The 21,078-nt window shown below is 66.6% G+C and carries 17 protein-coding genes; 5 read left to right on the plus strand and 12 right to left on the minus strand.

Going from position 1 to position 21,078, the window contains the following annotated elements; genetic code table 11:
* Positions 1 to 7 precede the first annotated feature (7 nt).
* Positions 8 to 1,822, plus strand: coding sequence for a peptide MFS transporter (locus GST15_RS01115; protein ID WP_233263017.1), 1,815 nt, complete (start codon positions 8 to 10; stop codon positions 1,820 to 1,822).
* Positions 1,823 to 1,898: 76 nt separating this feature from the next.
* Here the strand turns inward: GST15_RS01115 and GST15_RS01120 are convergent, their stop codons facing one another.
* The 6 genes from GST15_RS01120 to ssb are packed head-to-tail and all read right to left on the minus strand — an operon-like array spanning position 1,899 to position 7,882.
* Positions 1,899 to 3,875: an alpha/beta hydrolase family protein gene (locus GST15_RS01120; protein WP_159015416.1), complete on the minus strand. Its 1,977-nt coding sequence runs from the start codon at positions 3,873 to 3,875 to the stop codon at positions 1,899 to 1,901.
* 49 nt (positions 3,876 to 3,924) lie between these two features.
* Positions 3,925 to 4,830 carry a dTDP-4-dehydrorhamnose reductase gene (rfbD, locus tag GST15_RS01125; protein ID WP_159015417.1) on the minus strand — a complete coding sequence of 302 codons (906 nt, stop codon included), beginning with the start codon at positions 4,828 to 4,830 and terminating at the stop codon, positions 3,925 to 3,927.
* On the minus strand, positions 4,827 to 5,384 hold the full coding sequence (gene rfbC, locus GST15_RS01130) for a dTDP-4-dehydrorhamnose 3,5-epimerase (RefSeq protein WP_159015418.1): 558 nt from the start codon (positions 5,382 to 5,384) through the stop codon (positions 4,827 to 4,829). The genes rfbD and rfbC overlap by 4 nt, the downstream gene beginning before the upstream one ends.
* A gap of 13 nt (positions 5,385 to 5,397) precedes the next feature.
* Positions 5,398 to 6,285, minus strand: coding sequence for a glucose-1-phosphate thymidylyltransferase RfbA (rfbA, locus tag GST15_RS01135; RefSeq protein ID WP_199268693.1), 888 nt, complete (start codon positions 6,283 to 6,285; stop codon positions 5,398 to 5,400).
* A gap of 11 nt (positions 6,286 to 6,296) precedes the next feature.
* Positions 6,297 to 7,352, minus strand: a complete 1,056-nt coding sequence (gene rfbB, locus GST15_RS01140) for a dTDP-glucose 4,6-dehydratase (RefSeq protein ID WP_159015420.1) — start codon at positions 7,350 to 7,352, stop codon at positions 6,297 to 6,299.
* Between the two features lie 56 nt (positions 7,353 to 7,408).
* On the minus strand, positions 7,409 to 7,882 hold the full coding sequence (gene ssb / locus GST15_RS01145; protein ID WP_159015421.1) for a single-stranded DNA-binding protein: 474 nt from the start codon (positions 7,880 to 7,882) through the stop codon (positions 7,409 to 7,411).
* A 155-nt stretch (positions 7,883 to 8,037) separates the two neighbouring features.
* On the opposite strand from ssb, the gene GST15_RS01150 reads away from it, so the two are divergent.
* On the plus strand, positions 8,038 to 9,054 hold the full coding sequence (locus GST15_RS01150) for a polyprenyl synthetase family protein (protein WP_159015422.1): 1,017 nt from the start codon (positions 8,038 to 8,040) through the stop codon (positions 9,052 to 9,054).
* 31 nt (positions 9,055 to 9,085) lie between these two features.
* On the opposite strand, the gene GST15_RS01155 is transcribed toward GST15_RS01150, so the two are convergent.
* From GST15_RS01155 to GST15_RS01170, 4 genes are all read right to left on the minus strand, one after another.
* Positions 9,086 to 9,868, minus strand: a complete 783-nt coding sequence (locus tag GST15_RS01155; protein WP_233263007.1) for a dienelactone hydrolase family protein — start codon at positions 9,866 to 9,868, stop codon at positions 9,086 to 9,088.
* A gap of 66 nt (positions 9,869 to 9,934) precedes the next feature.
* Positions 9,935 to 11,317, minus strand: a complete 1,383-nt coding sequence (gene murD, locus GST15_RS01160) for a UDP-N-acetylmuramoyl-L-alanine--D-glutamate ligase (protein ID WP_159015423.1) — start codon at positions 11,315 to 11,317, stop codon at positions 9,935 to 9,937.
* Positions 11,298 to 12,659: a UDP-N-acetyl-alpha-D-muramoyl-L-alanyl-L-glutamate epimerase gene (gene murL / locus GST15_RS01165; protein WP_159015424.1), complete on the minus strand. Its 1,362-nt coding sequence runs from the start codon at positions 12,657 to 12,659 to the stop codon at positions 11,298 to 11,300. The genes murD and murL overlap by 20 nt, the downstream gene beginning before the upstream one ends.
* Positions 12,652 to 15,270 (minus strand): bifunctional aspartate kinase/diaminopimelate decarboxylase, encoded by a 2,619-nt coding sequence (locus tag GST15_RS01170; protein ID WP_159015425.1) that lies wholly within the window; start codon positions 15,268 to 15,270, stop codon positions 12,652 to 12,654. Before GST15_RS01170 ends, murL begins: the two co-directional genes overlap by 8 nt.
* A 142-nt stretch (positions 15,271 to 15,412) precedes the next feature.
* Between GST15_RS01170 and GST15_RS01175 the strand changes: the two genes are divergently transcribed.
* Positions 15,413 to 16,324, plus strand: coding sequence for a PhzF family phenazine biosynthesis protein (locus GST15_RS01175; RefSeq protein WP_159015426.1), 912 nt, complete (start codon positions 15,413 to 15,415; stop codon positions 16,322 to 16,324).
* Positions 16,321 to 17,196 (plus strand): PhzF family phenazine biosynthesis protein, encoded by an 876-nt coding sequence (locus GST15_RS01180; RefSeq protein WP_159015427.1) that lies wholly within the window; start codon positions 16,321 to 16,323, stop codon positions 17,194 to 17,196. Before GST15_RS01175 ends, GST15_RS01180 begins: the two co-directional genes overlap by 4 nt.
* 94 nt (positions 17,197 to 17,290) lie before the next feature.
* On the opposite strand, the gene GST15_RS01185 is transcribed toward GST15_RS01180, so the two are convergent.
* Positions 17,291 to 18,142 carry a glycine zipper 2TM domain-containing protein gene (locus GST15_RS01185; RefSeq protein WP_159015428.1) on the minus strand — a complete coding sequence of 284 codons (852 nt, stop codon included), beginning with the start codon at positions 18,140 to 18,142 and terminating at the stop codon, positions 17,291 to 17,293.
* A gap of 141 nt (positions 18,143 to 18,283) precedes the next feature.
* Positions 18,284 to 18,718, minus strand: coding sequence for an OsmC family protein (locus GST15_RS01190; protein ID WP_159015429.1), 435 nt, complete (start codon positions 18,716 to 18,718; stop codon positions 18,284 to 18,286).
* 274 nt (positions 18,719 to 18,992) lie between these two features.
* Here GST15_RS01190 and fusA point away from each other — a divergent pair, with 274 nt between their 5' ends.
* Complete coding sequence (fusA, locus tag GST15_RS01195; protein WP_159015430.1) at positions 18,993 to 21,053, plus strand: elongation factor G; 2,061 nt, start codon at positions 18,993 to 18,995, stop codon at positions 21,051 to 21,053.
* Positions 21,054 to 21,078 lie beyond the last annotated feature (25 nt).

Below are 21,078 nucleotides of genomic sequence, written 5' to 3' on the forward strand. Positions count from 1 at the left end.
CATCCCCATGAACGCCACCCTGCCTGCCGGGCGCGACCTGCGCGACGAGCTGTTCGGGCATCCGAAGGGCGTCTACGTGTGTTTCTTCACCGAGATGTGGGAGCGCTTCTCGTTCTACGGGATGAAGGCATTGCTGCTGTTGTACCTGCTGCAGCACCACCGCTTCGGCGACAAGTCCGGGCTGGACGTGCTGGGCGCCTATGGCGGCCTGGTGTACTGCCTCCCGGTGGTCGGCGGCTTGCTCGCCGACCGCTTCCTGGGCATGCGCAAGGCGGTGATCTTCGGTGGCCTGCTGCTGGTCTGCGGGCATTTCGGCATGGCGTTCGAGGGCGATGCCGCGACGCTGGTGAATGGCGTCGTCGTGCGTGACGAGGCGTCGTTGCGCGTGTTCTATCTCTCGCTGTCGCTGATCATCATGGGCGTCGGATTCCTCAAGCCCAACATCTCCACGATCGTCGGCAAGCTGTATCCGGAAAACGACCCGCGGCGCGATTCCGGGTTCTCGCTGTTCTATGCCGGCATCAACCTGGGGGCGCTGTTCGCCTCGATCGTGTGCGGCTACCTCGGCCAGACCCTTGGCTGGAGTTATGGCTTCGGTGCCGCGGGCATCGGCATGCTGTTCGGGCTGGTGCAGTTCATGTGGGGACAGAAATACCTGCACGGACACGCAGAATCGCCGGCCCCCGAAAAACTGCGCGAACGCGTGTGGGGAATGCCGCGCGAATGGGCCATCTACCTGGGCGCGATCGCCGGCCTGCTGCCAGTCGCATGGCTGATGTGGGCGGTCGCCAACGGCGCATTCGCGCTGGGTGGCGAAGTCTCGCTCGCGCTGTTGTTGATGATCGCGGTGATGCTGGCGGTCCTGGTGTGGTTCTTCTGGTTCATCGCGACCCAGTGCACGCCGGTGCAACGTCACCAGATGATCGCGCTGATCGTCCTGATCGCGATGTGCCTGGTGTTCTTCACCCTCTACGAGCAGACCTACGGCTCGTGGGTGACGTTCACCGATCGCATGCTCACCAAGGATGTCGTGCCATCGCTGGTCCAGGCACAGGCGCCGGTCACGTGGACAGTCGACGCCTGGTCGAATGTCATGGTGTTCCTGCGCAACGCGCCGTGGTCCATCGTCTCGCTGCTGCTCGCGCCGGCGGCCTTCATGGTGTCGGCGCAGCTGTCCGATCGCAACGCCGACTCCGCCGCGCCCAAGGTGCTGTTCGGGCTGGCAGCGTTGGCGATGCTGGTGTTCCTGCTGCGCGACGTGCTGGTGCTGCCGCAGACGGCGGGATCGCTGACGTATCTCGGTGCCTTGTTCATCGTGCTGCTGGCACCGGTGTTCAGCGTCCTGTGGGCGTGGCTCGAACGGCGAAACCTCGACCCTTCCAAGCCGGTGAAATCGGCACTGGGTCTGCTGCTGGCGGGGCTGAGTTTCATCCCGCTGGCGTGGGCGGCGCAGCAGGCCGGCGCCAGCGGCGAACTGGCGAGCGTGTGGTGGCTGGTGCTGGCGTACTTCGTGCTGGAGCTCGGCGAAATGTGCCTGGCGCCGGTCGGCTTGTCGGCGGTGACGCAGCTGTCGGTCGCCCGCGTGGCCAGCCTGATGATGGGTACGTGGTTCCTGGCGACGGCATTTTCCGAAACCCTCGCGGCCTTGTTCGGAAAGCTCGCCGCGATCGACATTCCCGAGGGGACGACGCTGGACTTCGCGAGCGCCGGCGCGAAGTACGCGCACCTGTTCTGGATCATGACCTGGATCGGGGTAGGTTTCGCCGTGGTTGCATTCGTCATCGCGCCGCTGCTGCGCCGGATGATGCACGGCGTCCGCTAGAACTCCGCGGCACGATCTCCGCGACACAAACAGAAACGGCGCCTCGCGGCGCCGATTCCGTGGTGACACGTGCCGGTCAGTGCTGGGTCGCGGCGGTGCTGGCACCTGCACTCGCGGTCGCGGCAGGGCCGATGTTTTTGTCGAGGAAGCCCAGCAACTGGTTGTAGAACTGCTTCTTGTGGTCCTCGACGAAAAAGCCGTGCCCTTCGGTACGGATGAACAAGGTTTCCACCGGCACGCCTGCGGCACGCAGTGCCTTTTCCATGGCTTCCGACTGCTCGATCGGCACGCGCTCGTCCTGTCCGCCGGCCACGAGCAACACCGGAACCTTGATCTGGCTGGCGAGGCGGACCGGCGACACGGACACGAGGTCGGAGGGCTTGCCCACCCAGTTGTCGAGGTACGCCTTGCTGGAGTTGGCCCATCCGCCCTTGCTGATCCACGCCGGAACGTCGTAGACGCCAACGTATCCAACGGCGCATCGATACAGGCCTGGCTCCTTCGCCGACCCCATCAGGGCCGCGTAGCCGCCATAGCTGGCGCCGTAGATGCAGATGCGCCGACCATCGGCGATACCCTGGCTGATCGCCCAGCGCGTGGCATCGGTGACGTCGTCCTGCATGGTGCGGCCCCACTGGCGCATGCCGGCATGCTGGTAGGCTCGTCCGTGCTCACCCGAGCCGCGGAAATTGACCTGCAGAACGGCATAACCCGCAGACGCCAGCATCTGGATTTCAGGGTCGAATGCCCACTCATCGGAGATGCCGAACGGCCCGCCATGTGGCAACACCACCATCGGCAGGTTCTTCCCGGCTCCGCGGGGGGTGGTCACGTACCCGTAGAGGGTCATGCCGTCGCGCGCCTTGAAATTGAACGGCTGCACGCTGGCCATGGCCTCCGGATCGAACCAGTCGCGCCGGCTGACCAGGTGATCGGCCTTCTTGGCGACGGTATCGAACAGGTAGAAATCGCCGGGATTGCGATCACTGGAGACGCTGACCATAACCTGGTGCCCGTCCGTGGTGCGCGACGTGATGGCGACGGTATTCCCGGGAAACGCCGCTTCCAGGCTGCGGTACAGCCGCGCATCGGGGCTGCCCGGATCGAAGAACAGCGTGTGCGTCTTGTTGCCCATCACCATCGCGCCGACCGGCACATTATTGAGGCCATGGATGATCGCCGCGGGATCGGCTTCGTCATCGCGCAGGACCTGCCGCCGGGCGTTGGTGGCGACATCCATCGCGACGATGGCGTCGGGCCCACTGGACTGCTCGACCTGGATATAGGCAGTGCGATCGTCGGCCGAGAAACCGAGGGGCCATTCGGCATGGCCGCTGGACAGTTCGTTGTTGATTTCGACCCAATCGGCCTTGTCGGCAGCACGGTAATACAGCCGCTGGACATCACTCATGTCAACGCCAATGACAAATCGGACCACGCCGTGATGGTCGGTCATGAATCTCGCGTTTCGCACCGGCGCAGTCACGACCGGCATGCGCCTGCCCGTTACAACGTCCAGCCGGTCCACGCGTGAAAAAGCATCGGCATCGAATGGCGATACGGATACGAGTACGTTCTGGTCGTCACCAGGCAGGTCATCGACGAGGAACGCGGCCACGCGCTCTGTCGTCCTGCCCTGGATGTGCGTTCCCGTGCTCATCTGCGCGACGTCCGGGCCAACCAGCAGTTGAGAATCACTGCCGTCGGCGTTGATGGCGTACAGGTTCCCGGTCAGCTCTGGCTGGTCCAGCGCGCCGAACTTGCGGCCCATGCTGATGACCAGGCGCTTGGGACTGACCCAGTCGAAATGCGCGACGTAGGTATTCTTCCCCAGGCTGAACCCAGCGCTCGCCTTGTTGTCGGAGCGGTGCACGACAAGCAGCACCGACTTGCCCTCCATGGGCACCGTCGCGGCGTAATAGTCGCCATTGGGCGACAGCTTGATCGTCTCGAAATCATCGCGCTTGGCATATGGCGCGACATCCACCGTGACGGCCGCGCACGGAAAGGCAACGGCCACTGCAAGCAGCACACCTGGCATCCAGCGTTTCATCCCCAATCTCCCTGTCGTGAATGTGCAGCGGTTTCCGGGCGATGGCCGGTCAGGCCCGCGCGGTCGTCATCGTGTCCAGGACGTCCCCAAGGGCGTCGTGCCAGTCGGGCAACGTGATGCCAAATGTGGATTGCAGCAGGTGGCAATCCAGCACCGAGTAGGCGGGCCGGGCCGCGGGCGTCGGGAAGTCGGCGGTGGTGATCGGCACCACGCGCGGCCGACGCGCCAGCAGCCCGCGTTGGTGGGCCCCGGCGATGATCGCTTCGGCAAAACCATGCCAGCTGGTCTGGCCCGCAGCGGTGAGATGCCACAGGCCGGATTGCGCGGGCGATTGCGCGAGCACCTGCGCGGTGACATCGGCGATCAACGCGGCAGGCGTCGGGGAACCGACCTGGTCGGCCACCACGCGCAGCTCGTCGCGCTCGTTCGCCAGTCGCAACATCGTGCGGAGGAAGTTCCTGCCGTGGGCGGCATAGACCCACGCGGTGCGGAACACCAGGTGGCGCGCACCGCTGTCGAGCACCGCTTCCTCGCCAGCGCGCTTGCTGGCGCCGTAGACGCCCAGCGGAGCGACGGCATCATCCTCGCGATAGGGGCTGGTGCCGCGTCCGTCGAAGACGTAATCGGTCGAGTAATGCACGAACTGCGCATCGCATTGCGCGCAGGCATCGGCGATCGCGCGCGGCGCGTCGGCATTGACGCGCCAGGCGGTGGCTGCATCGGATTCGGCCTGGTCGACGGCCGTATAGGCAGCGGCGTTGACCACCACGTCCGGAGCCAGGGCAAGGATGCGTGGCGCCAGCGCCCCCGGGACATCGAGGTCAAGCTGCTCGCAGGGAGTGCCGTCGTCCAGCACGCCGCTGCGCGTGGCCACGGTCAGCGCACCGACTGGCGCGAGGCTGCGCCGCAACTCGGTGCCCAACTGGCCAGCACCACCCAGCAGCAGGATCCTCATGCCGACCAGGTCGGCAGGCGCTCCATCGCGATGTCGGCGAGGAACGGAGCGCGCGCGTCCTTGGCCGACAACTCGGGCTGGCTCACTGGCCAGTCGATGGCCAGCGTCGGATCGTCCCAGCGGATCGCCGCATCGGCGGCACCGTCATAGGTCGCCGTGCAGGCGTAGGTGAACAACGCGCGCTGGCTCAGGACGACGAATCCGTGCGCAAAGCCTTCCGGAATCCAGAAATGACGCTTGTTGTCTGCGCTGAGCACGGCTGCGGTCCAGCGCCCGAATTGCGGCGAACCGCGACGGATGTCCACTGCCACGTCCCAGACCTCGCCCTCGAGCACGCTGACCAGCTTGCCCTGCGGTTTGGGCCACTGGTAATGCAGGCCGCGCAACACACCCTGGGCGGAGCTGGAGACGTTCCCCTGCACGAAGGCGGCAGGCAGGCCCGCGGCGGTGAATTTGTCGGCGTTGAACGATTCGTAGAAGAAGCCACGCTCGTCCTCGAACACGCGCGGCTCGAGGATCATGCAACCGGCCAGGTCGGTCTGGACGATATTCACCGGGTACGCCGACTCATTCGATGCGGCCGTGTTCGAGCAGCGACAACAGGTAGTGTCCGTATCCGCTCTTGGCAAGCGGCTTGGCGAGTTCGCGCAGCTGCGCGTCGTCGATCCAGCCATTGAAGAACGCGATCTCCTCCGGGCAGCACACGCGCAATCCCTGGCGCTTTTCGATCGTCTCGATGTAGGTGGACGCTTCCACGAGTGATTCGTGCGTGCCGGTATCCAGCCATGCATAGCCGCGACCGAGCTTTTCCAGCTGCAGGCTGCCCTGCTCGAGATAGCAGCGGTTGAGGTCAGTGATCTCGAGCTCGCCGCGCGACGACGGCTTCAGCGAGGCTGCGTAGCGGCTGGCGTCTCCGTCATAGAAGTACAGGCCGGTGACCGCGTAATTGGAGCGCGGCTGCGTCGGTTTTTCGGCCAGGCCGATGACCCGGCCGTCGGCATCGAACTCCGCGACGCCGTAACGCTCGGGATCGCGTACCCAGTAGCCGAAGACGGTCGCGCCGGATTGCCGTGCGCTTGCGCGCTGCAGGACTTCGGTCAGGCCGTGGCCGTAGAAGATGTTGTCGCCCAGGACCAGGCAGCTGGGATCGCCCGCGATGAATTCCTCGCCAATCAGGTAAGCCTGCGCAAGCCCATCAGGGCTCGCCTGCACGGCGTATTCGATGCGCATGCCCCATTGCGAACCGTCGCCGAGCAGGTTGCGGAACAGTGCCTGCTCATGCGGGGTGTTGATCACCAGCACGTCGCGGATGCCCGCGAGCATCAACACGCTGAGCGGGTAATAGATCATCGGCTTGTCGTACACCGGCAGCAATTGCTTGCTGATCGCCTGGGTGATCGGATACAGCCGGGTACCGGATCCCCCGGCAAGGATCATGCCCTTGCGCGGACGCACGCTCGCGTCGCTCATGCAGCGGCCCCGATGCGCTCGAGCCGGTAGCTGCCGTCGAGCACGCCCTGGACCCATTCCTGGTGCTGCAGGTACCAGTCGACGGTGGCGGCGATGCCCTGCTCGAAGTCGTGCGACGGCTGCCAGCCGAGTTCGCGCTTGAGCTTGGATGCATCGATCGCATACCGGCGATCGTGTCCCGGACGATCGGCGACATAGGTGATCTGGCTGGTCCGCGAGGCGCCATCGGCGCGTGGCCGGCGCGCGTCCAGCAGCGCGCAGATCGCCTGGACCACGTCGATGTTCTGCATCTCGGCATCGCCGCCGACGTTGTAGGTTTCGCCGACGCGGCCCCGCTCGAGCACCGCGTTGATCGCCGTGCAGTGGTCGCCCACGTACAGCCAGTCGCGCACGTTCCTGCCGTCGCCGTAGATCGGCAGGGCCTCCCCCGCCAGCGCCCGCGCGATGACCAGCGGGATCAGCTTTTCGGGAAACTGGAACGGTCCGTAATTGTTGGAGCAGTTGGTGGTGAGGACCGGCAGTCCGTAGGTGTGGTGGAACGCGCGGACCAGGTGGTCCGATGCCGCCTTGGATGCCGAATACGGCGAGTTGGGCGCGTACGGCGACTGCTCGGTGAATTTCCCGGTGTCCCCCAGCGAGCCATAGACCTCGTCGGTCGACACGTGGAGGAAACGGAACTGCTCCCTGGCCGCGCCCTGCAACCCGCGCCAATGATCGCGGGTGGCTTCCAGCAGCGACAGGGTGCCGACGACGTTGGTCTGCACGAATGCCGCCGGGCCGTCGATCGAGCGATCCACGTGGCTCTCGGCGGCGAAATTGACCACGGCACAGGGCTGGTGCGCCTGCAGCAACGAGGCCACCAGTGGGCGGTCACCGATGTCGCCATGCACGAATACATGGCCCGGATGTTCGTCCAGGGCCGCCAGCGTGTTCCGGTTGCCGGCATACGTGAGTGCATCGAGGTTGACCACCCGGATGCCGCGCGCCACCGCATCGAGGACGAAATTACCGCCAATGAATCCGGCACCGCCGGTGACCAGCCATGTCTTCACTCGCAACCACTCCTGTGACGGTACGCACCCACTGGCGCCGACGCGCCCGGCGAGCATCAGAACGGGATGTCGTCATCCGCGAAGTCGTCCATCGGTGCCGGCCGCTGCGCAGGTGCATCGCGACGCGGTGCCGCTTCCTGGCGCTGTGGACGGGCGGCACGTGGTGCGCCCTCCTGGCGTGGCTCGCCCCGACCTTCGCCACCACCGCCGAGCATCTGCATCTCGTCGGCGATGATGTCGGTGAAATAGCGCGTGACACCATCTTTTTCGCTGGTGCTGTATTCGAGTCGACCTTCGATATAGACCTGGCGACCCTTCTTCAAATATTCGGCCGCCACTTCCGCGGTCTTGCCGAACAGCTTGACGCGATGCCATTCCGTCTTTTCCTGGTAGTTGCCTTCTTTATCCTTGCGGGAGGATGAAGTGGCAATACTCAGGGTGGTGATGGCCATCCCGCCCTGGGTGTACTTGGTTTCGGGATCGTTGCCGAGGTTGCCGACGAGGATCACCTTGTTGATGCCGCGAGCCATGACGTTCCTTTACTGGCGCCCGGGATGGGGCGCAGACGATTGAAGTATATCCGCCGGCCCCCGGCCATCGGCGCTCGTCCCGGGCTTCTGTCGGGTTATTCCGGGGTTTTGCGGGCTCCGTATAATCTGGCGTCCTCCGTTGCACCGGTTCATCCATGGATTCCGCCCTGCACCTCCCGGCCGCGACGCCCCTGGCCGAGACCCAGGCACTCGTGGCGGCCGACATGGCCGCCGTCGACGCATTGATCCGGCGCCGGCTGGCGTCCGACGTGCTGCTGATCAACCAGGTCGCCGAATACATCATTGGCGCCGGCGGCAAGCGGCTCCGGCCGATGCTGTTGCTGCTGGCCGCGCGTGCGCACGGCGGCGGTGGCGCCGGGCCGGGGTTCGACGCCGCCATCCACCAGCTTGCTGCGGTCGTCGAATTCATCCACACCGCGACCCTGCTGCACGACGATGTCGTGGACGAATCGGACCTGCGCCGTGGCCACAGCACGGCCAACGCCGTCTGGGGCAATGCCGCCAGCGTGCTGGTTGGCGACTTCCTCTACTCGCGCAGCTTCCAGCTGATGGTGGAGCTGGATCGCCCGGCCGTCATGCGCATCCTCGCCGACACCACCAACGCCATCGCCGAAGGCGAAGTGTTGCAGCTGCTGCATGTCCGCAATGCCGATACCGATGAAGCCGCCTACCTGCGCGTCGTCGAGCGCAAGACAGCGGTGCTGTTCGCGGCGGCGACCCGGCTGGGCGCCTTGCTGGCGGGCGCATCCGCCGCCGAATGCGATGCGATGCACGACTACGGCATGAACCTGGGTTATGCCTTCCAGATCGCCGACGACATGCTCGATTACGCCTCCGACGCGCGGACGCTGGGCAAGAACCTCGGCGACGACCTTGCCGAGGGCAAGGCCACGCTGCCGGTGATCCACGCGATGTCGCACAGCGACGCCGCCACGCAGGCTCGGCTGCGCATGGCCATTGAACAGGGCGACGTCAGCGCGCTCCCGGACGTGCTCGCCGCGATCCGCGCGGCGCGCAGCCTGGAATACAGCGAGCAGCGCGCCAACGAATACGCCACGGCCGCCGGACACGTCCTGGACGGACTGGCCGACAATCCGCATGTCCGCGCCCTGCGTGGACTCGCGCGCCATGCCGTCAACCGGGTGAATTGAGCACTCGCAACCCGCCTGGCGACACGTCCGGTCAGCGCGCGAATCGTTCCTTGAAGAAATCGTCCATCATCACGAAGGCGCGCTTCGCCACCTTGGGGTTGTAGACGCAATTCGGCGGGGAATTCGCGTTCTCCAGTGCGAAGCAGTGCACCGCGCCGCTGAAGTTCACGAATTGCCAGTCGACACCGGCCGTATCCATTTCCTTCTGGAAGGCGGCGATATCCTCGGGCTTGGTGTTCCTGTCGTCCGCGCCGTTCAAGACCAGCAGGCTGGGCTTGACCGTGCCGGCCCTGGCGGGAAGCGACGTCCCCAGGCTGCCGTGGAAACTCACGACTCCCGCGAGATTTGCGCCATTGCGTGCCAGCTCCAGCGCCGTGGCGCCGCCGAAACAGAAGCCGATCGCTCCCAGCCGGCTGACGTCCAGCGGCGAACTGCCGGCCTGCGCCCTGAGCACATCGAGCGCCTTGTCGGCGCGCGCCCGCAGCACCGTGCGGTCCGCGTACAGCGGCTTGACCTGCGCCATCGCCTGCGCGTCGTCCTGTGGTCGGACGCCCTTGCCGTAGACATCGGCGACGAGGATCACGTAGCGGCTGCCGGCGATTTTCGTGGCGGTTGCAACTGCGGCATCGGTGACCCCCTTCCAGTCGGGGACCATCAACAAGCCGGGACGCCGTGTGGCGCTCGCGTCGTCGTAGACCAGCACGCCGCTGAATGCCTGGTCGCCCAGCGTCCACTCGACGGGCCGGGCCTGCATCCGCGCCATGGCCGGCAGCGACAGCAGGCACAGCAGCAGCAATCCGATCATGCGTTTCATGGACAAGCCTCCTCGTGGCGAATGCAGGTTTGCGCGGCCACTGTGCCGTGCCCGTGAAGCCTGCTGTCAGGCGACGCCGAGCCCGGGAATGGCGGTGATGGCATCGGGGTCGAAACCAGCAAGCGCCGCGAAATGTCGTCCGCGTTCCGTGTAGTCGCGATATGCGCCGAAGCTCGGCGCTCCCGGCGACAACAGCACGACGCCGTCGCGGCCCAGGCGGGCCTTGGCCAGCCGCATCGCATCGCCCAGATCCGCTGCGGAATCCAAGGTGAAATGCTCCCGCGTCGCCAGCGGCGCCAGCAATTCGAAGATCCGCGGACCGTTCTGGCCCATCGTGATGATCGACGCCGGCGCGCCGCCATGCATCGCCGCGGCAAAGCCATCCCAGTCGATGCCGCGATCGTGTCCGCCAATCAGGATCGCCGTCGGCCGGTCGCCGAACATCGCCAGCGCGGCCAGGCTCGCATGCGGCGTGGTGCTGATCGAGTCGTTGACGTAGGTGATCCCGTCACGCGTTCCGAGCACCTGCAGCCGATGTGGCAGCGGACGGAAGGAGGCCACGTGCGGCAACAGGGCCGCGGCATCCAGCCCGACGCTATCGATCACCGTCAGCACGGCGCACAGGTTGTCGCGATTGTGCCGGCCCGGCAATGCGTGCGCGCCCGCATCATCAAGGCAGGTGTCCCCACGGAACAGCGCATCACCGCGCAGGTGCCAGCCATCCCCGCGTCCGAACCAGTGCACCTGGCTGTCCGGCAGCGACAACGCCGCCAGCGTCGGATCATTCGCATTGAGCACCGCCAAGCGCGGGCGTGCCTGTGTCAGCAGCCGCAGCTTGTCCTCCACGTAGCGCGCCTGCGAGCCATGCCAATCCAGGTGCTCGGGAAAGATGTTGAGCACGACCGCCACTTCCGGGCGGACACCGGACATGGCGACATCGCTGGTCTGGAAACTGGACAGCTCGATCGCCCAGAACTCGGCGGCGGCGTCCATCAGCTCCAGCAGCGGCAGGCCGATGTTGCCGGCAAGCGCTGTGCGATGGCCGCCGGCGCGCAACAGGTGCGCAAGGATCGCAGTCGTCGTGCTCTTGCCCTTGGTCCCGGTCACGCACAGCGTGCGCGCATCCGGATGTTCGGAAAACCAGAGCGCGGTACCCCCGATGAATCGCGTTCCCTGCGCGGCGGCGGCGGTCACCGCGTCGCAATAGGGGCTGATGCCCGGCGATTTGACCACCACGTCGAACCCCAGGAACGACTCGCCGGACAGCTCGGTTTCAACCTGCAGGAAGTTGTCCCGCAGCGCATGCGCCATCGGTACTTCGCCGGCCAGGCAGAACAGCGTCAGCGGCATTCGTGGCCATTGCGCGCGGATCACGCGATACGCCGCGCGGCCCTCGCGGCCCCAGCCCCAGAGCGCGACGCGCTGGCCGTCAAGCTGCGAAATGCGCACGCAGCCGGTCCCAGATGGAGGCGGGAATGCGGTGTTCACCGTCGGGAACCAGCAATGGCGCGATGGCAAGCCCTGATGGGTCGAGGTGCGGCATGATTTCGCGTGCGAACCGCGCGACCAGTGCGTCCTCGCTCCACTCCGGACGGGTCGTCAACGCCGCCATCGCGGCGCGCGATTCGCGACCCTCGCCGACGCACTCGAAGGGTTTGTGGTCGCGGTATTCCAGCAGCGCGTCGTAACCACCGGTCTGCGCTTCGTCATCCAGCAGGTTGCGTCCGACGATCCCCACCAGGCGCGGCTTGGACACGAATGGCGCCAATGCCAGGAAGACGAAATGGCACTTCGGGCAGACCCCGCACCAGCGATTCGCCGGCCGCTCTCCGAGCAGGTGGAAGTTGCGGTTGCAGCTGGAAAACCACGCATCGTAGCGATCGGTCCGCGCGAACTGCCGCGCAACCGCCAGCTCGCTGAGCGGACGCAGCAGCGAGTAGTACTGCAGGTCGGCGGCGACATGGCGCTGGACGTAGTCGCCGAACGCCTGCTCGCAGGCCCAGCCCTTCGACCACTGGTGGTTCACCTCGCCCGTGCCTTCGATGAAACTGCCGTAGCTCGCCGAGCGCTCGTTGGAGAACACGACCTGGTCGACGCCGAGCACGACGGCGGCGAATACCAGGATCGCGGAGTTGACCACCGTGACCGGGATGTGCCCGTTCCACGCGCCTTGCCGGTTGTAGTCGAACAGTTGCGGCGCGAGCTGGCGACCGATGTTCAGCGTCGGCAGGCCGGTGCGTGCTGCGCAGGCAGCGATCAGTTGCGACCCGCCGATCCAGGTGACGGTCTGCGCGATTCCGATGCCGCGCAACGCCTCGATCGAAACGAGCGAATCCTTGCCCCCACCGATCGCGACCAATGCGTGTTCGCGCAGTCCCGCGGCTGGCGCTGGCGGCGCCTCGCCGGCAACGTGCGGGAAGCGGATCCTGTCGTGCAGGTCCAGCCCGTTGCGGTAGGCGAATTCGCCCAGGCCATTGAGGTAGATCGTGTCCAGCAGCGCCGCGGCATCGGCGTTGATGGCATACGACTCGATCCGGATCTGCCTTGGCACCGCCGCCTTGTAATAGCTCACCCCGGCGATCAGGTGCAGCAGCTGCAGTGCCTGTTGCGCGGCGGCTTCGCGCCTTGCGTCCAGCACGAACGGCGCGCCCGGCACCGTGATGGTCTCGACAAGCTCGGGGCCATCGTCGAACGCGTATACCAATCGCGCCACGCCGGACGCGGCGTCGAAGCCGCAGCGCACGAAGCGGAACGCCTGGATCCCATCGCGCGCGAATTGCCACTCAGCCATCGATTCCGTCCTCGTTCGCGATGCCATCGCCCAGGATGATCTCCACCGGCAGATCGCGCAGGTTGTACTGGTTGGCCATGGCCATGCCGTAGGCGCCCGTGTCCGCGACCAGCATGACGTCGCCCTCGCCCGTCGCCGCCGGTAATTCGCGCTGTTGCGCCAGGACATCGCTGCTCTCGCAGATCGGCCCGACCACATCGACAACCTGCATCGGGCCGTCGACTGCCTGCGACAGGTTGTGGATGCCGTGGAACGCGCCGTAGAGCGCCGGGCGCAGCAACGCGTTCATGCCTCCGTCCAGGCCGACGCGGCGTACGCCGTCCTTGTCGACCACCTGCGTCACGTGCAGCAACAACACGCCCGCTTCGGCGACGAGGTAGCGACCGGGTTCCACCGCGAGCCTGGTGCCGGGATAAGCCGACTTGATCGACGCCAGGTCCCGTGCCCATGCCTGGACATCGAAGGGTTCGTCGTCCGGGCGATACGGTACGGGAAGTCCGCCACCGATATCGATCGTCTCGATGCTGCCGATGCTGTCGGCAAGGCCGGCAAGCTCGGCGTACACGTCGCGCCAATGTGCCGCCACGGCGATCCCGCTTCCCAGGTGCGCATGCAGGCCAGTGATGCGCATGCCAAGCGCGCGCGCACGGGCGACGAAGGCATCCAGCTCCACGACCGGAAGCCCGAACTTCGCATCGCTGCCGCCGGTGCGCACCTTCTGGTGGTGGCCTTCGCCACGGCCCAGGTCCAGTCGCAACCAGACGCTGCGTCCACGCAACAGCTCCGGCCAATGCTGCAGCATCTCGCTGTTGTCGACCGTGACCGTGACACCGCGCTCGAAGGCCGCGGCGTATTCACTGCGTGGCGCGAAGCTCGGCGTGAACAGCACGCGCGCCGGATCGATGTGCGGCAGTACCGCGAACACGCGATCGATTTCGGCGCGCGACACGCATTCGAACCCGAAGCCTTCGGCCTCGATCGCACGCAGGATGGCTGGATTCGCATTGGCCTTGAGTGCATAGAAGTGCTGGTCGACGGCGGCGACGTCGCGCAGCCTGCGCGCGCGTTCCCGCACGGTGGCCAGGTCATAGGCGTAGACCGGCACGCCGGGTCGCGCGACATCCAGCAGTTGTTGCCTGCGACGTCGCCACCACGGATCCGGACGTGGCGTGCGCCCCTGCGCGATCTCGCGCCAGCTGGGGCCGAACACGGCCGTGTCCTGCACCGGCATCGCACCGCTGCGGATCAGTTCGGCATGCAGTTGCGGGATGAGTCCTTCCGCATCGGCCTCGTCCACCACGAAGGTCAGGTTGAGGTCATTGGACGACTGCGAGATCAGGTGCACGCGTTCGCGCCCGAAGGCGGCCCAGATGTCGGACAGTCGATGCAGCAGCGAGCGCATGCCGCGGCCGACGAGCGTGATCGCCGCACACGGGGCGATCACCTTGACCCGGCAGACTTCGGCCAGATCGGCGCTCAGGGCCTCGAGCACGTTGCTGCTGACCAGGTTGTCGTTGGGATCCAGCGACACGGTGACGTTGGTTTCGGACGAACCGATCAGGTCGACCGACAGTCCGTGGCGCTTGAAGCGCTCGAAGATATCGGCGAGGAATCCCACCTGCTGCCACATGCCGATGCTTTCCATCGACACCAGCACGATGCCATTGCGGCGACTGATGGCCTTGACGCCGGGCACCGTCGCCACGCCGCCGTCGATGCGCGTGCCCGGCAGGTCCGGTCGCTCCGTGTCGAGGATGGCGATCGGCACGCCGGCCTCCCGACAGGGGCCGATCGAGCGCGGATGCAGCACCTTGGCGCCGGTGGTGGCGATTTCCTGTGCCTCGGCGTAATCCAGTCGCACCAGCAGGCGCGCATCGGGCACCTCGCGCGGGTTGGCACTGAACATGCCGGGCACGTCGGTCCAGATTTCCACGCGCCGCGCGCCGAGCAGCGCCCCGAAATACGCGGCCGACGTGTCGGACCCTCCCCTGCCGAGGATCGCGGTACCGCCGTCGGCGTGTCGCGCGATGAATCCCTGGGTGATCAGCATCCGTGTCGGCTGCTGGCCAAAGCGCTGGCGCTGGGCCGCACTCGAATCCAGCCCGCAGCTCACCGACAGCCGCGTCGACCAGGCATTTTGGTTGGGCAGCGCCACGGCATCGAGCCAGTCGCGCGCATCGCACCAGCCGATGTCGAAGCCGCTGGCGCGCAGGTAGGCGGCGCCGAGGGTCGAGGACAACAATTCGCCCTGCGCGAGCAACTCGGCTTGCCAATCCAGCGTGCGTGTCGACGCCCGCGCGTCGGCGGACAACGCGCGCAACGCGGCAATCCGCTGCTCGAGGACGCGATCGGCATCCAGGCCAAGCTCCACGGCGAATTCGCGGTGCCGGTCGATCAATGCCGCGACCTGCGTGGCGATGTCGCCGACGCCATCGGCGATCGCCTGCAGGGCGTTGGTCGTGCCGGACAGTGCCGAGACGACGACCAGGACCCGGGTGCCGCCCGCATCCGCGCGCTCGCGGGCCAATCGACCGATGGTGTCCCAACGATGCCGGCGGGACACCGAGGTGCCGCCGAACTTGAGCACGATCCACTGATCGGGAGCAGGCATGCAGGCGAATCGACGCGGGATGGCCCGGATGGGCAAGAGTTGCGCATTCTAGTCGCTGTGGACGGGTTGTCGGGCTTCCGGAAGCAGTGGAGCCTGCCGCTCCGGCCTGCGACACTGGCGTCCGTTTCCCGGATCGATCGCGATGAATCCCGCGCTGCGCCGTTATCTCCAGCTGGACGTATTTGCCGGCTCGCCCGGCGCCGGCAATCCGCTGGGCGTCGTGTTCGACGCGCAGGACATGGACCCGGCATCGATGCAGGCCTTCGCCGCCTGGACCAACCTGTCCGAAACGATCTTCCTGCTGCCGCCGCGCGACGCGCGTGCGGATTACCGGGTGCGGATCTTCACTCCGCGCCAGGAACTGCCGTTCGCCGGCCATCCCAGCGTCGGCGCGGCCTGGGCGGCGCTGGATGGTGGTATCGCCGATGCAAACGCACGGACCTTGACGCAGGAATGCGCGGCCGGCTTGTTGCCGGTGCGGATCGCCGACGCGGGCGGCATCCGCAGCGTGCATGTCCGCGCGCCCCGGGCGACACCACAACCGCAACATCCTGCGTCGACGATCGCCCTGCTCGAAGCCTGCGTCCGCACGCTGCCGCTGGGCACGCAGCCGGCGGCACTGTGGAACAACGGACCTGGCTGGTGGCTGGTGGAACTCGTGGATGAACGCGCGGTTCGCACCTTGCAACCGGACCTTGCGGCGATCGCCGCGCTGACCATCGACAGCGGCGCGGTCGGGCTTGCGGTGTATGCGCGGGCGCCTGCCGATTCCCGCCATCAACTGGTGGTGCGCGCTTTTTGTCCGGCAGACAACATTCCCGAGGATCCGGTCACCGGCAGCGCGAATGCCTGCATCGCGGCGCTGCTGGCCGATGCCGGCGCGCTACCCGGTGCCGGTGGTCGTTACCGGGCGAGCCAGGGCCGCGAAGTCGGACGCGACGGCGTGGTCGACGTCGAAGTCGATGCGGCCGGCGATGTCTGGATCGGCGGCCAGGTCCAACGCGTGATCGCCGGATCGGTGCTGTGGCCCGATGACATGCGAGCGTCGCCATGAGCCGACGTTACGTGCAGCTCGACGTGTTCGCCGACCGGCCCGGCGCCGGCAATCCGCTGGCGGTCGTGCTGGATGCCGACGGGCTGGACGACGACGCGATGCAGGCGATCGCCCGCTGGACGCGCCTGCCGGAAACCACATTCGTGTTCCCGGCGACATTGCCCGGCGCCAGTTATCAGCTGCGGATCTTCAGCCCCCGACGCGAAGTGCCATTTGCCGGACACCCGAGTGTCGGCACGGCCCACGCGGTGCTCGAAGCCGGCATCGCAGCCTGTGTCGACGGCATGCTGGTCCAGGAAGGCATCGCTGGCCTGCTGCCGCTGCGCGTCGAAGGCAGCGGCGCCGCACGCACCATCGCGGTGCGCACGCCACAATCGCGCGTGATGGAAGTCGTCGCAGCCGATGACAGTCGCGTGGCGCCTGTACTCAGCGGCTGGCGATTGGGCGCGCTTCCACCGGTCCTGATGGAAGGCGGCCGACGCTGGTGGCTGGTCGAACTGGAAGGAGAAAGCACGCTGCGCGCCATCACCCCCGATTGGGAGGCCATCACGCGCCTGGCGGTGGACAGCGACAGCATGGGTGTCTGTGTGTTCGCCCGCTGCATCGGCAAGCCGCATGACCTGGCGGTGCGCGCATTCGTGGGCGCGCCGGCGCAATTCGAGGATGCCGCGTCGGGCGCCGCCAACGCGACGCTCGCTGCATGGCTTGCGTCGCGTGATGCCCTGCCGGGAACCGGCCGCAGCTACCTGGTCAGCCAGGGACGCGAAGTCGGCCACGATGCCCTGCTGCGGATGCAGGTGGATGACGACAACGCCGTGTGGTCGGGTGGTCAGGTCTGTACCGTCGTACGGGGCGAGATCGACTGGCGTTGAGGCGACGCGGCCGTGCGCTAACGCGCCGACTTGTGCCGGACATGCGAAGGGGCCGTCGCCGGCCCCTTCGCACACGCATTCCACGGATCGCGACTCAGCCGGGATTGACGGCCACGCGGACCCGCAGGCGGCTGCCGGGGTTGTAGCTGGTACGCGTGGTGTACGTGCGGCCACCGTACTCATAGGTCACGTCGTACCCGCTGATACCCGCGTTGTTGACCTGGCCGTACTGGCCCGACTGCCCGTATCCGGCCTGGGTGTAGTTGCCCGGATACCCGCCGTTGCCCACCTGCACCGGATCGCACACCTGGACGATGCCGGTACGCGGATAACGATTGCGCTGCGCGTTCTCGTACACCTTCTGCCCCACCACGCCGCCGACCATCGTGCCGATCGCGGAGGTTGCATACCGGGCAGAGCCGCCACCGACCTGGCTACCCAGCGCTGCGCCGAGCACGCCGCCAATCACGGTTGCAACCGTGCGCCCGGTGCTGCTGCCCTGGTTGGCGTAGCCGTTGTTGTTGTAGCCGTCGTTGCGATAACCGGTGTTGTCGTAGCCGTTGTTGCCATAGCCGTTGTTGTAGCCGTTGTTGTAGCCGTTGCCGGCGTAGCTGTCCTGGCGGGTCACGCAGCCCTGCTGCGCATTCGCCGGGTACGCATAGCCCGAGCCGCCGTAGCCCTGGGCATAGATGGGATCCACCCGCACCACGCGGGCATAGTCGTAATACGCACCACTGCTCTGGCCGTAACGATCGGCAGTCGGCTGCCCGTATGCGGGCTGGCCGTACTGGCCGTACTGGCCGTATTGCTGCGGCTGGCCGTATTGCGCCTGACCGTACTGCTGCGGCTGGCCGTACTGGGAGTAATAGCCCGAGGACTGCGCCGAGGCGGTGCCGATGGAGGCGGCCAGGCCCAGGGCAAGGATCGAAGCGGTCAGGACTTTCATGGATTGACTCCGGTCGCCGGATTGGCGTGGGGCCATGGTTGGGTTGGCGGTGTTACCCGAGGCTGAACCCGGCGGGCCAGCTTGTTTCCGTTTACCGCGCCGACAGCCGGGCGATGGGCCCGGCACCGGAAACCGCGTGCCTCAGACCAGCGACGCCTCCATGCTGATCGGCACGGCGCTGAGCGCCACCCTGGAAACCGGGCAATGTTTCCCGGCATCTTCGGCCAACTGGCGAAACTTGACCGCGTCGATGCCCGGAACGTCGGCGGTGACCTTCAGGCGGATCGCACTGATCGACGGGCCACCATCCATCGACAGGTCCACCTCGGCACGCGTGTCCAGCGCCGCTGGCGGATGCCCGGCTTCGGTCAACCGCGCCGACAAGGCCATGCTGAAACAGCCCGCGTGCGCTGCGGCGATCAATTCTTCCGGATTGGTGCCCTTCTGCTCGCCAAACCGCGAATTGAAGCCGTAAGGCGTATTGGCGAGCAAACCACTGGCGGGCGTGCTCAGGCTGCCGTGGCCGGTTTTCAGGTCACCCTGCCAATGCGCGGTGGCGTGGCGCGAGATACCCATGGCTTTGCTCCATTCGAAATGGATCGCCAGCGTACGCGCCGGGGTGTTAGCGCTGGGTTCTGCTGCATCGCGTGCAATGCGCATCGGCCACGGCCATGGCTTGACCCCCGCCACCTGCTGGGGGAGGCTTGACTGCCGGCCCGACGCGCCGGGACCCGCCATGACCGACCGCCGAGCGCCAGCCCGGACGGCAGCGCTTCCGCAGCGGACAGCCATGACGGCCTGTTTTTCACTCGGGCGCAATGCCCGACTCCAACACGGGAGAAACGGCCTCATGTCGCACACCACCGGGCAAATCCGCAACGTGGCCCTCGCGGGTCATCCAGGCGCCGGCAAAACCCTGCTCTTCGAAGCCCTGCTGCATGCCGGCGGCGCGATCACTACGGCAGGCACGATCGAACGCGGCAACACCGTGTCCGACTTCGACCCCATCGAAAAGGAGCGCGGTCACTCCATCGATGCGGCGATCGCCAGCATCGACCACGCCGTCGGCGGACAGGCCGTGCACGTCAACCTGATCGACACCCCGGGATATCCCGATTTCCGTGGGCCGACGTTGTCCGCCCTGGCCGCGGTGGAAACGCTGGCGATCGTCGTCGACGCCGATACCGGCATCGGCTACGGCACGCGGCGGATGATGGATTACGCGAAGTCACGCAACCTGTGCCGGATCATCGTCGTCAACAAGATCGACCACGACGGCGCCGGCATGGCGCGACTGCTCGACGAACTGCGCGACACTTTCGGCCCCGAAGTGCTGCCACTGAACCTGCCGGTCGACCGCGGCAGGAGCGTGATCGACTGCTTTGGCAGCGACCAGGGCGACAGCGACCTGGGCGCGGTGTCCGACTGGCACCGCAGGATCATCGACCAGGTCGTGGAGGTCAACGAAACCGTGATGGACCATTACCTGGACCTGGGCGAAGGCGGCCTGGGCGGGCAGGAACTGCACGACGCATTCGAGCAGTGCCTACGCGAAGGCCACCTGGTGCCGGTGTGCTTCGTCTCGGCGCGCACCGGCGCCGGCGTGCGCGAACTGCTCGATATCGCGGGCAAATTGCTGCCGCACCCGGGCGAAGGCAATCCACCGCCGTTCGTCAAGGGCAGCGGCGATGCGGCGACGCCGCTGCAATCGCGGCCCGATCCCGACGCACATGTCATCGCCGACGTCTTCAAGATCGTCAACGATCCATTCGTCGGCAAGCTCGGCATCTTCCGCGTGTACCAGGGCACGATGAAGAAGGACACGCAGCTGTTCATCGATGACGGGAAGAAACCCTTCCGCGTCGCGCACCTGTTCAAGCTCAAGGGCAAGGAGCACATCGAGATCGCGCAGGCGGTCCCGGGCGACATCGCGGCGGTGGCGAAGGTCGAGGAGTTGCACTTCGACGCCGTCCTCCACGACAGCCACGACGAGGATCACATCCACCTGGCTCCGCTCGACTTTCCCAAGCCGATGTTCGGCCTCGCCGTGCAGGCGGCACGCAAGGGACAGGAGCAGAAGCTCGCCTCGGCGTTGCACAAGCTGGCCGAGGAGGATCCCGCCTTCGCGGTCGAGCACAATACCGAGCTCAACGAAACCGTCCTGCGCGGCCTGTCCGACCTGCACCTGCGGGTGATGCTGGACCGGCTGCGGGAAAAATACGGCGTCGAGGTCACCACCCGGCCGCCGCGCATCGCCTACCGCGAAACGATCAGCGGCAAGGCCGAGGGACACCATCGGCACAAGAAGCAGACCGGAGGCGCGGGACAGTTCGGCGAAGTCTTCCTGCGCATCGAACCGCTCAAGCGCGGCTCGGGCTTCGAGTTCGCCGACGAGGTGAAAGGCGGCACGATCCCCGGGCAGTTCATCCCGGCAGTCGAGAAAGGCGTGCGCCAGGTGCTGGCCAGCGGCGCCGTCGCCGGATATCCGCTGCAGGACGTCCGGGTCACGGTCTACGACGGCAAGTACCACGCGGTCGACAGCAAGGAAGTCGCCTTCGTCGCCGCGGGCAAGAAGGCCTTCCTCGATGCCATCGCCCATGCCAACCCGCAGGTACTCGAGCCCATCGTCAACCTGGAGGTCGCCGCGCCCGAGCAGCACATGGGTGACATCAGCGGCGGCCTGGCCTCCAAACGCGCGCGCATCAATGGCACCGACTCGGTGCGCGGTGGGGAGATCATGGTCAAGGCGCAGGTCCCGCTCTCGGAACTGGAAGGCTATGCCGCCGAGCTGAAATCGGTCACGGCCGGTCGCGGCCGCTATTCGCTGGATTTCAGCCACTACGAGCCCGTACCGACGCAGGTGCAACAGAAACTGGTCGCCGCCTACAAGCCCCGGCACGAGGAGGATTGAAGCGGCCGATGGCGTTTTCGGACGG

It is taken from the genome of Cognatiluteimonas profundi (genome assembly GCF_009792795.1).
GTDB lineage: Bacteria > Pseudomonadota > Gammaproteobacteria > Xanthomonadales > Xanthomonadaceae > Cognatiluteimonas > Cognatiluteimonas profundi.